This window comes from Hyphomicrobiales bacterium, from assembly GCA_039989895.1.
GTDB lineage: Bacteria > Pseudomonadota > Alphaproteobacteria > Rhizobiales > JACESI01 > JACESI01.
The window spans coordinates 46815-58896 of sequence record JBDXGY010000003.1 but is presented as its reverse complement, the minus strand read 5'-3'; the positions used below and the strand labels follow the sequence as shown (position 1 = coordinate 58896).

The 12082-nt window shown below is 48.7% G+C and carries 6 protein-coding genes; all 6 read left to right on the top strand.

Annotated elements, in window-relative coordinates; all coding sequences use genetic code 11:
* Nucleotides 1-59: 59 nt before the first annotated feature.
* The 6 genes from ABJ081_02590 to trxA all read left to right on the top strand — a co-directional run bounded on the left by ABJ081_02590 (nucleotide 60) and on the right by trxA (nucleotide 12057).
* Nucleotides 60-2576, top strand: a complete 2517-nt coding sequence (locus tag ABJ081_02590) for a PAS-domain containing protein (GenBank protein ID MEP6355545.1) — start codon at nucleotides 60-62, stop codon at nucleotides 2574-2576.
* A 12-nt stretch (nucleotides 2577-2588) separates the two neighbouring features.
* Nucleotides 2589-4088: a tRNA (adenosine(37)-N6)-threonylcarbamoyltransferase complex ATPase subunit type 1 TsaE gene (tsaE, locus tag ABJ081_02585; GenBank protein MEP6355544.1), complete on the top strand. Its 1500-nt coding sequence runs from the start codon at nucleotides 2589-2591 to the stop codon at nucleotides 4086-4088.
* A gap of 38 nt (nucleotides 4089-4126) precedes the next feature.
* Entirely contained in the window at nucleotides 4127-4864 is a 738-nt protein-coding gene (locus ABJ081_02580) for a nucleotidyltransferase family protein (protein ID MEP6355543.1), read from the top strand.
* 4 nt (nucleotides 4865-4868) lie between these two features.
* The gene (addB, locus tag ABJ081_02575; GenBank protein ID MEP6355542.1) at nucleotides 4869-8096 is read left to right on the top strand and encodes a double-strand break repair protein AddB; all 3228 of its coding nucleotides are present in this window, start codon (nucleotides 4869-4871) and stop codon (nucleotides 8094-8096) included.
* Nucleotides 8093-11563, top strand: coding sequence for a double-strand break repair helicase AddA (addA, locus tag ABJ081_02570; protein MEP6355541.1), 3471 nt, complete (start codon nucleotides 8093-8095; stop codon nucleotides 11561-11563). The genes addB and addA overlap by 4 nt, the downstream gene beginning before the upstream one ends.
* A gap of 173 nt (nucleotides 11564-11736) precedes the next feature.
* Nucleotides 11737-12057 carry a thioredoxin gene (gene trxA, locus ABJ081_02565; GenBank protein MEP6355540.1) on the top strand — a complete coding sequence of 107 codons (321 nt, stop codon included), beginning with the start codon at nucleotides 11737-11739 and terminating at the stop codon, nucleotides 12055-12057.
* Nucleotides 12058-12082 lie beyond the last annotated feature (25 nt).

The following is a 12082-nucleotide window of genomic DNA, read 5'->3' as shown; positions in this document are numbered from 1 at the left end:
TTGCGAAGTCTTGGTATCGAGTGACTTTTCAGTACATTTTGATTCTTTGGGGACTTCGAATGCAATTGCATTTAGATAGATGGCTTTCTCGTGGGGTAAAATACCTCCATAAAAGCGCTTTATCGCGTCCGAAAAAATACTTCGCTGCATTGCCTGTTCTGCTTTCATCAACGCTACTCACCTCAACCTCACTCCATGCAGCTTCTCTGGTTGAGAATTATACGACATCCAATATCATTTCCTATGCGGCATTTGTCGCAACGCTTGTCTTTGCGATTGTTGGTTGTGGTGTTTTCATGCGATCTTCCAGCCGCGCTGAACAAGAGCGTGATGTTCTTTCCAATGAACTGGCAGATTTGCGGGCTTATTCTGATCGGTTTGAAACACTCATTCAGGCCGACGATCAGCGTTTTATGATTTGGCAATCAACAAGCCAAACGCCAACCATTATAGGCGACTTACCAGATAATTGTTCAGCACCAACCAGCTTTACAGATTTTACGGCCTTTGGAAAATGGCTCCAAGCGCCCTCCGCCGCTGGTCTTGAGCGCCATATCGCAGCACTGCGCTCTGATGGCACAGCTTTTCAATTAGCCATTGCGACACGTGAGGGTAATTATCTTGATGCTTATGGTCGCAGCATGGGCGGGCAGATTTTTGTGCGCTTTCGCGATCTTTCTGGCGACCAACAAGTTATTTTGGAACTTCGGCGTCAATTATCGGAAAAATCCTCGGAAGCAAAAACATTTCAAGCGCTTCTTGAAGAATTGCCTCAGCCGTCATGGCTTGGCCATCAAAACGAAGCGGGCGAACGCATTATTAAATGGGCCAATAAGGCTTATCACGATGCCGTTGACAGCGCAGCAAACACCAAAGTACTAGCAGAACTACTTGATAAAGAAGCTCGTGATGCAATGACGCAACTACACGAGCAGGGCAGTCCCTTTAAAAAACGGGTAAACGCCATTTCAAATGGAAATCGCTGCACATTTGATGTGGTCTCTGTGCCCACTGAGAGCGGCAGCGCCGGCATTGCAACTGATGTGAGCGACGCGGAAAAGGCTCAAACCGCACTTAATCGAACAATTAAGGCGCATGAGACAACTTTTAACGAGCTGGCCACGGCTGTGGTTATTTTTGATAAATCGCATAAGCTAACTTTCCATAACAAAGCCTATCGCGAACTCTTCGGACTTGAAGAGGTATTTTTGACGAGCGCCCCAAATGATTCCGAAATTCTCGACAAACTACGCAGTATTGAGAAGTTGCCAGTCGAGGCGAATTATCGCCAATGGAAGAAAAACATTCTTGATGTTCATCAAAGCGTAGAGACGCAAGAATTCACATGGTATTTGCCGGACGGACAAACCCTGCGTGTTGTCGCTAGCCCCCGGGCCAGTGGGGGCGTTACGTGGATATATGAAAATATGACCGCGGAGCTGGATATTAAAAAACGCGTAAATGTATTGTCATGCTTGCAAAGAGAAACATTAAATCGCCTGTCGGATGGTGTGGCTGTTTTTTCAAGCGATGGAAAACTAACCCTGAAGAATGCTTCTTTCATGAAATTGTGGGGCTTGGATGATGAAATCTTAGTCACCAATCCGGATTTAAACAGTATTGCTGAGATCTGTGTTGAAAAATATGCCTGTAAAGATGACTGGCATGCCCTGAAGATGGCTGTTGTGGGTGTGAGCGACAAACCAGATGAAGCTGATGGCACAATGGAGCGCCCAGATGGCTCTGTCATACGTTATTCAACCAATGCCCTGATCGATGGCAGCAGGATGATTACCTTTGTTGACATTACCGATAGTGTTAATTTTGAAAATGCCATGATGGAGAAAAATGAAGCGCTGAGTGAAGCGGACAAATTGAAAACGGATTTCGTTCAACATGTAAGCTACGAACTGCGCTCACCTTTAACAAATATCATTGGCTTTACGCAGCTTCTGTCGGATGCAGACATTGGTCCGCTCACAGATAAACAACAAGAATATACGGATTATATCCTCTCCTCTTCCTCGTCAGTGCTTGCTATTATCAATGATATTTTGGATTTGGCGACCGCAGATGCAGGCGTATTAGAGTTATCTCTCAGTGAGGTTTCTGTTCGCGGCATTATCAATAATGCTGTTGAAGGGTTGAAAGACCGCCTTCGTGAGCGCCAAATTAAACTTACACAGACTATTGCCCCCGATGTTGACACTTTCATAGGCGATGAACGCCGGATGATACAAACTCTTTTCAATCTCCTGTCTAATGCAATCCAGTTCTCCGAAGAAAATAGCGAAATTTCTCTCATTGTCTCAAGCAAAGATGAAGATCTTATCTTTGAAGTGCAAGACTGGGGTGCGGGTATATCTGAGACATTTATCAATCAAGTATTTGAACGGTTTGAAAGTCAGGAGCAAGGGTCTGTTCGTGGCGGTGCTGGGCTTGGCCTTTCCATCGTCAAACGCTTTGTTGAACTTCACCATGGCCATGTGGCTATCGATAGCCAAGAAGGTGAAGGCACAAAAATTACCTGTGTGATCCCTATGGAACCAGATCACAACTCGACCGCTGCCGAATAATCTGTGATGCAAATGCACAGCCCTTTTCTGACACTCACGCTTGAAGATGATGCCGCTAGCAATCGGCTTGGGGAGGACATTGCGCCAGCCTTGCGATCTGGCGATTGCGTCCTTCTCTCTGGTGATCTTGGCATGGGTAAAACCACCATTGCCCGTGCCTTAATCCGCGCTTTTCTTGATGATGATCAGGCCGAGGTGCCAAGCCCGACTTTTACCCTTGTCAATCATTTTGAAGAGGGCCGTACACCACTTGCGCATTTTGATCTTTATCGCATCACGGACCCTGACGAACTTCAAGAAATAGGGTTCAAAGAAGCTCTGGAAAGTGGCATCACGCTTGTCGAATGGCCACAGCAGGCACCAGATGATATGCCACAAGATGGGCTGACCCTAAAAATTGATGTGGCAGGCGAGGGGCGTTCTATTGCCTTTTTTGGCAATCAGCGCTGGGCTGAGCGCATAACCCGCACACTCCAAATTCGCGCCTTTTTGGATGCTCATGGCTGGAGCAATGCAACGCGACGCTTTCTGCAAGGGGATGCTTCTGCGCGCGCGTATGAAAAAGCCTATCGCAACGATGGTGCTATGGCTGTTTTAATGGATGCGCCAGCGGTGGCCGATGGGCCCATTGTCAAAGACGGCAAACGCTACAGCCAGCTTGCTCATCTTGCTGAAGATGTGCGCCCCTTTGTGGCCATTGGCGAAGCCTTGCGTGCGCGGGCGCTTCCTGCACCTGAGCTATATGCCTATGATCTGGATGCAGGTCTTTTGCTGATGCAGGATTTTGGGCCCCATACCGTCATTGTTGATGATGCGCCAGATGCCGTGCGTTATGAAACCGCTTTGGATATTCTAGCAAAGATTCACGGACATGACTGGCCGGACAGTGCACCACTCCCCGATGGCTCCATCCATAGCCTTGCAACATTTGATCAGACCGTCTTCGATATTGAAATTTCTTTGCTACTAGAATGGTATGCCCCCCATGTAGTGGGCACACCCTTCAGTGAGGAAGTGGAAGCGGAGTATAAGGCTATATGGCAGACGCTTTTTAATACGCTTTCCACAGGTGAAAAAAGCTGGTTTTTACGTGATTATCATTCACCAAATTTAATGTGGCGGCCTGACGAATCCGGCAATAACCGCATTGGTTTGATTGACTATCAAGATGCCCTTATCGGGCCATCTGCCTATGATGTGGCATCCCTGTGCCAAGATGCGCGTTATACCGTGCCAATAGAGATGGAGCATCACCTAAAACAGCGTTATATCGCCGCACGCAACAATCAAAGCAAGGCATTTGATGAGATTGCTTTTGAGCGGGATTATGCGATTATTGCGGCAGAGCGCGGCACGCGGCTGCTCGGTCTTTGGCCCCGATTAAAATATCGCGATGGTAAAGACCATTATATGAAGCATATACCGCGCACGAAAGAATATTTGCGCCGTGCATTCGAACATCCCATTTTGCATGAGATTAAGGTCTGGTACGCTGACAATCTTGGGCTATAACTATCTTTATCAATATTTCATAACGAGGAAATTAACGCGTGAGCGGCACTCAAAACCCCCAATATCCAACCAAAGCATTCGTTGCGGCAGCAGGACTTGGCAAGCGTATGCGCCCTCTAACAGCGACAACGCCAAAGCCATTGATTGAGGTATGCGGCAAATCGCTGATTGACTATGGATTGGATGCATTGGCACAAGCTGGCACACAAGAAGCAGTTGTAAATGTCCATTATATTGCGGATCTCGTGGAGGTGCATGTTTCCAAGCGCCAAAACCCCCGCATTATCATTTCAAATGAGCGCGAAGAACTTCTGGAAACCGGCGGCGGCACGGTCAAAGCATTGCCTCATCTTGGCGATGAGCCTTTTTATTATCTCAATGCCGATTCTATTTGGATTGAAGGCGTAAAACCTAATTTCACTCTTCTTGCGGAAACGTGGGATAATACAAAAATGGATGGGCTTCTTTTGCTTTCAACCACGGTTAAGGCAATCGGCTTTGAGGGTTTGGGTGATTTTACAATGAAGCCAAGTGGTCATTTGAAGCGGCGAGAGGAAAACATCGCGGCTCCTTATGTTTACGCCAGTGCGGCCATTTTCCATCCGCGATTGTTTAAAGATGCCCCACAGGGTAAATTCTCGCTCAATGTGCTTTTCGATCGGGCAATCGAGGCTGGTCGGCTTTATGGAACACATATGGATGGCACATGGTTGCATGTAGGCACGCCTGAAGCCATTGGAGCGGCAGAAGCCGCCATCAAAAACGCCACAGGTTGACGGAATGTCACAGGGTTATCAGCGCGCCAAAGTTTATTCTATCCCAGCCGATGTGCCGTTTTTAAAAACCCTCGTCACAAATGTTCTGGATGGCACATTGTTGCCCGATGGATTTCAATTAGATGATCCATTAGCGTTGTCACAAATCTCCATTTATCTGCCGACCCAACGCTCAGCCCGCCTGTTAGAAGAGGCTTTTCTTGATGCGGCCCCTAATAAAACACTACTCTTGCCCCGCATCCGTGCTCTTGGTGATGTGGATGAAGATACGATATTATTTGAAGAAGATGATTTAAACCGACCTCGTGATGGTGCGCCGAACGAAGTGCCGCCAGCGCTTTCGCCTCTCTCACGACAGCTTATTTTAACACAACTTGTCATGCAGTGGGGTCGTTCTCAAGAAGGCAGATCAACGCCTGTAAAATCGAGTGATCAACCTTTGCTGATGCCAGCGTCTCCGGCGGATGCTGCTTGGCTTGCCGCCGATCTTGGTGATCTTCTTGATAGAGCCGCGACAGAAAAAATTTCATGGCAAAATCTTGCCAAGCTTGTACCTGATGATTATGCCGCTTTTTGGCAGATGAGCCTAACATTTTTAAAAATTGTAACCGAGATATGGCCCACAATACTGGATGAACGCGGCATGGTGGATGCCGCGACTCGTCGAGATTTATTAATCGCTCAAGAAGAACAAATACTCAGCACTCTGCAGGGTCCCGTGATTGCCGCAGGTTCAACTGGTACATTGCCTTCAACGGCACAATTTCTCGCAACCGTTGCTCGCTTGCAAAATGGCGCACTGGTTTTGCCAGGTTTTGATCTTAACATGCGACCTGATGACTATGACGCTATCGGCGGCAGTGAAGACCGCGATAAAGCGATGAGTGGGCATCCACAATATGGCTTGAAACAACTCATCAAAGATTTTGTAAAAATCGAGCCAAGCGAGATAGAGCTCATCGGTGGACGTAGCGATGATCTGGCACAACGCACAAACATCGTCTCACAGGCCATGCTGCCCGCACCAGTGACAGACCAATGGTTTGAACTTCGCAAGCTCATAAGTGATCAGTCTATAACGGACGCCTTTAAAGATGTTGCTTTGGTGAATGCCAAAAATGATGCAGAGGAAGCTCTTGCTATCGCTTGCGCCTTGCGCGGTTATATTGAAAACAGCACGGGCATTGCCTGCTTGGTTACACCTGATCGCGCTCTTGCGCGCCGCGTGGCGCTAGAGCTTGGGCGATGGGGTTTGAGCATTGATGATTCCGCTGGCCGCCCGCTTGTCAAAACAGCGCCTGCCATATTGGCGCAATTGATTATTGATACGGTTTCAAGTCAGTTCGACCCCGTAACAGTCTTGGCGCTATTAAAACATCCTCTCGCTCGCTTCGGTCTGGAGGGGCGGCATGTGCGCCGAGCTGCGCGCATTTTGGATCTTGCCATTTTACGCGGACCCCGCATTGCTGGGGGTACGCACGGACTGCGAAAACGATTGGAACAAGTAAGCGCCGATGTGCTCAGTGGCACGGCGAAAATTCCTGATATCACCGGCAGCGAACCTGAAGGTGAACCAAAAAGCCGAAGTGCGGGCAGATTACACCCTGCCATTGCGGATGCCTCTCATGAAGACTGGGATGTGGCTGAGACACTCATTAGCCAGCTCATAAAAATATTCACGCCCCTAGAAAAGTTGTTTGATGGTCACGAAGATTATCCTCTATCCACACTTGCCGCGACCCATCACGCGGCGTTGATAGAAGTTATGGAAGAAAAGCCGGCTCATAGTCCTGCTCTAAAAGCCGTCGTTCAACGATTTGAAACTCTCAAGGGTGAAGAGGCCCATTCTTTCATGTTGGAGGCGGGGCATTATCCAAAATTATTCCGCGCGCTCTTGGGGTCAGGAACAGTGCGGGAAGCGGGGGCAGAAGATCCGCGCATTCTCATTCTTGGCGCATTAGAGGCCCGTCTTCTTAGTCCTGACTTTATCGTACTTGCAGCGCTTGATGAGGGCGCTTGGCCTAAAGCGGCTCAAACGGATGCCTTCATGTCGCGTGGTATGCGCGCAGGATTAGAACTTGAGGCGCCCGAGCGGCGTATTGGTCTTGCCGCCCATGACGTTTGCCAAGGGTTGGGCGTGGGCAAGGTGCTGCTTACGCGTGCGGCGAAACGTGGTGGTACACCCACGGTTATGTCGCGCTGGCTGCAACGCTTGTTGGCTCTTGTCGGCGAACCATTGGCCGAGGCCATGAGTGAACGGGGCGCACATTATCTCGGACATGCTGCCCATCTGGATCGACCACAAAACAGGGCTCACACACCAGCTGAAAGACCAAACCCTAAGCCATCGGTTGAGGTGCGGCCCACCAACCTGTCGGTGACACGGGTGGAAGCATGGGTGCGTGATCCCTATGCTATTTATGCTGATCGTATTTTAGAATTAAGACGAGTTGATCCGCTGGGTGCACTTCCAAGCTTCGCCGAGCGTGGCACGATTATTCACGAAATACTGGATCGTTTTAATAAAAACTGGGATGGCATTATCAATGATGCGACTCTCACCAGATTACGTGAGATTGGCTCTGAAATTTTTGACGAAGAGATGCGTGACTTTCCCGACCAAAAAGCTCTTTGGTGGCCAAGATTCGAGCGTATAGCCAGCGCCTATCTTAATTGGGAAAAGGAACGCGCTCCAGCGCCCCACACACGCCATTCTGAAATCTATGCCCGTGTTGATATCGCTGTTGATGAAAAGCCCTTTACTCTATCGGGTATGATCGACCGGCTTGATGAATTAGAAGATGGCACCTTGTCGATTATTGATTTTAAAACCGGCGAACCACCAAGTGCGAAGCAAGTAAAATCGGGCCTCAATGCTCAGCTTGCTTTGGAAGTGACGATGCAACAAAAGGGAGCATTTGATCGTATAGCACCTTTCTCATCGCGGTCTGTATCTCAGCTCGGCTGGGTGAAGCTTAATGGGCGCGAAGATACAGCCCCATTCAAATCAGCACTTATCACAGCAAAAAAGGGGGAAACCCAAGACACGCCTGACGACCTTGGCGATCTGGCAGAACAACAGCTTGTCGACCTTATCCGTCAATATCGTGATCCAGAGCAAGGCTATATGTCTCGTCCACGTCCTGATTTCACATTTCGCTTTGAGGGCGATTATGACCATCTCGCTCGCGTCAAAGAATGGCAGGTCACAGAAGATGAGGATGAGACATGAGCAATAGTCTCACGATTGATGATAATGTACGTATGCGCCAAGCAACGGCGTCTAATCCTGCGCTTTCCGCATGGGTGGGTGCTAACGCAGGCTCAGGCAAAACCTATGTTTTATCGCGGCGCGTCATACGGCTTTTGTTAGAAGGGGCGGAGCCATCAAAAATCTTGTGTCTTACCTTTACTAAGGCCGCTGCTGCTGAAATGTCAGAGCGCGTCTTCAAAGCCTTGGCCGAATGGACAACCGCCGCCGATAGCGACCTTTACAATGAGATTGTTGAGCTTACAGGCAAGGCGCCAAGGGATGAACAAATGCGCGAGGCCCGGCGACTTTTTGCAAAGGCCTTGGAGACGCCGGGTGGCTTGAAAATTCAGACCATCCACGCGTTCTGCGAACGCTTGCTGCATCAGTTCCCAGTAGAGGCCAATGTGGCGGGACATTTTGAAGTGCTGGACGATGTGGGCAAAGAGAAATTATTGCATGAAGCTGAGCGCGATGTCTTGATGGAGGCGGCCCATAATCCAAACGGTGTAATTGCAACCAATCTGTCCATCGCCATCGCTCATGCTTCAGACATGGGCTACGAAAAAGCGTTGCGCAACTTCTTAAGCAAGCAGCAGACATTGCTTGACTGGATTGAAGAGCTTGGCGGTGTTGTCGGTGCCGTTGAAGGTTTGCGGGATTATTTCAATCTTGGTGCCAATGATACGATTGCGGGCTTTCAAGAGCAGATGATGGAGCTACCAAATTTTCCTCCTGTTTATATGGAAAGTCTGCGGCAAGAGCTTGCTGCGAGCTCGGTAAAGTTTCAGGCGCAAGCAGACCTTATCGCCATTATTCTTTCAACAGCTCCAATCGCTGAACGTCAAAATGCGATGTTCGATTTTTTCTTCACCAAAAAGGGTGAGGCGAAAAAATTAGGTAGTGTCGCTTCAAAAGATATTATCGGGAATTTTTCAGACCTTGAAGAGCGGCTGACACAAGAACAAGAGCGTTTGCTTGATCTTCTGGATAAGCAAAAAGCTATCCATACGATTGAAGCGACGCAAGCTTTGTTGACGCTTGGGTCGGCTGTTGCAAAATCTTATACTGGGCGTAAATCAGCAAGCGGCATGATGGATTTTGACGACCTCATTCACAAGTCGGCTGATTTATTAGAAAAGCCAGATGCTGCTGCTTGGGTGCATTATAAGCTAGATCAGGGTTTGGATCATATATTAGTGGACGAGGCACAAGACACCAGCCCCCGCCAGTGGGATGTGATTAAACATTTAGCCGACGAATTTTTTAGTGGTGAGGGTGCGCGCACCCAAAACCGCACGTTGTTCGCCGTTGGTGATGAAAAGCAATCTATCTATTCCTTCCAAGGCGCGTCACCTGAGAAATTTGGCGAAATGCGCAAGCATTTTTTGACCAAAGCCCAAAATGCAGAAAAGCGCTTTGAAAAAATAGCGCTCTCACTTTCATTTCGCTCAACAGCTGATGTGCTTGGCGCGGTTGATATTGTTTGTGGCAATGATGCGATAAAGGGCTATCTCACAGAGGAATATGAGGACCACACGGCGGCGCGACAAAACCAGCCGGGCTTTGTGGAGTTCTGGGCACCCTTCGCTAAACCGACAAAAGCCGTGCACAAAGGTGCATGGTGGCAACCGATGGATCAGCTTGGCGAACAATCCGAGCAAGTACGGCTTGCTGAGAAGGTCGCTAAAACCATCAAGAATATGCTTGATAAGTCGGAGCGCCTTGAAGGCACGGGCACGCTTATTACTGCAGGAGATATTTTGATCTTAACCCGTAAACGCGGGGCGCAGGTGGATGCTATAAATCGGGCGCTGAAGGCCCATGGCATAGCCGTTGCCGGTTCCGACCGTCTCAAGCTCATGGATAATATTGCGATCCTCGATCTGCTGGCTTTGGCTGACTTTGTGCTGTTGTCTGAAGATGATTTGGCGCTCGCAGGTCTTTTGAAAAGTCCGCTAATAAGCCTCACTGAAGATGATCTTTTTGCGCTTGCCCATAATCGTACGGGTACTTTGTGGAAAGAGCTTTATCTGCGCGGACGAGAGGGTGATTCACGCTTTGTCAGCGCTTATGAAAAGCTTGATGCATGGCGGAGCGAAGCGGATTTTGTGCCGCCGTATGATTTTTTTCTGAATGTATTATCGCGCGATCATGGTCGCGAGGCCTTTCTTCAAGGGCTCGGACGAGAGACCGACGAACTGCTGGAAGCTTTTCTCACGCAAGTTCAAACCTATGAACAAACGGAAGTGCCAAGCCTTCAAGGCTTTGTCTCATGGTTTAGAAACGGTGCTGTGGAAATTAAACGGGACATGGAAAGCGCGCGCGATGAGGCTCGTGTGATGACCGTGCATGGCTCAAAGGGTCTTGAAGCGCCAATCGTATTTTTGATTGATGGCAGTGCGCCGGTTCACGCCTCTCACCAGCCAGATATTTTAGGTCTTGGGCAAGAGGGCAACGAGCCTTACATCTGGAAACGCTCAAGCGAGCACAAAACAACGGCGCAAAATGATGCCATTGAGCGAGAGAAATCGGAGGCAATGGCTGAATACTATCGTCTTTTATATGTCGCTATGACCCGCGCGCGCGACAGGCTTTATCTTTTCTCCACGGCATCAGAAAAGGGCGACCCCCCAAAGCAGGGCTGGTATGAGATAACCCATAAAGCGCTGTCAGAGCACGAGTATACAACGCCGATTGTTGATGAGGCAGGCGAAACTATCGCGTGGCGTTGGGCTTCAAGTAAAGCGGCACCTTTGAGTGCCCAAGAGAGCGAAAGTATTTTGGAGGCACCGGTTCATAAACCAGATTGGCTTGCCACAAGTGTCGTTCCTCACGTGCCAGTCGCTCAATCCATAGCGCCATCGCGTACAGGTGGACACGATGAAATTGAAGGCACCACAGACACAACGGGCGAAGCATTTTTAGGCGTGGACCCCATAAAACGCGGGCTATTGATGCACCGACTTCTAGAGCGCCTGCCATCGATCACTCCGTCACAGCGGGAAGCGACAGCGCTGCGGTATCTAAGCAGTAATTTGTCCGACATAGATGATGCCGTGCATGGCGCGATCACTGAGGAAGTGTTGCGTGTTTTAGAAAGCCCACTCACGGGCTCTTTGTTTGCTGTGCCAAATGCCCGAAGCGAAGTGCCGGTCTATGGCACGATTACAATTAACGGCGCCACGTACAAGGTGCGCGGCGAAATAGATCGGCTTATTATCGTTGACGACACTGTTCACATTGTAGATTTCAAAACAAATCGCAGTGTGCCCGACCACCCAACCAATGCACCCAAGGTTTATAGGCGCCAACTTGCCCTTTATCGTGCGTTATTGATGCCAATGTTTCCTGATAAACATATCAAAGCATCCCTACTTTGGACCAATGGCCCTGTATTGATGCCTTTAGCAGAAAGTGATTTAATACAAGCACTTAAAACTATATGAAACATTGTTCTTTTGTTTGAAAATAAATATGGCACTTGCAATGTGCAGCTGAGAGCTTATTTCTAGAGTTCATATGAGTGGGGGAAATCCCACGGTAATTTTGTTTCTCGGGGAATCACTGTAAGTATAGTGAAAATTGAGCGTTAACAGCTCATACAAATAAGAGGTTTATCATGGCTACTGAAGTCGTATCCGACGCAACATTCGATCAGGATGTTATCAACTCTGAAACACCGGTCGTTGTCGACTTCTGGGCAGAATGGTGTGGCCCATGCAAAATGATTGGTCCAGCACTTGAAGAAATTTCAGAAGAAATGGGCGACAAGGTAAAAATCGTCAAACTCAATATTGACGAGAACAATGCGACAGCCATCAAATATGGTGTGCGCTCCATTCCAACATTGATGGTCTTTAAAGATGGCGAGGCGACTTCTATGAAAGTGGGTGCCGCACCTAAGGGTGATCTTGCTAAGTGGATTACTGAAAGCGCCTAAAGGCGATTTTCATTAAACCGGACGA

Excerpts from the sequence above, each read along its gene's own strand:
- ABJ081_02590 (MEP6355545.1), top strand. The coding sequence starts at position 60 with ATGCAATTGCATTTAGATAGATGGCTTTCTCGTGGGGTAAAATACCTC.
- tsaE (MEP6355544.1), top strand. The coding sequence starts at position 2,589 with ATGCACAGCCCTTTTCTGACACTCACGCTTGAAGATGATGCCGCTAGC.
- addB (MEP6355542.1), top strand. The coding sequence starts at position 4,869 with ATGTCACAGGGTTATCAGCGCGCCAAAGTTTATTCTATCCCAGCCGAT.
- addA (MEP6355541.1), top strand. The coding sequence starts at position 8,093 with ATGAGCAATAGTCTCACGATTGATGATAATGTACGTATGCGCCAAGCA.
- trxA (MEP6355540.1), top strand. The coding sequence starts at position 11,737 with ATGGCTACTGAAGTCGTATCCGACGCAACATTCGATCAGGATGTTATC.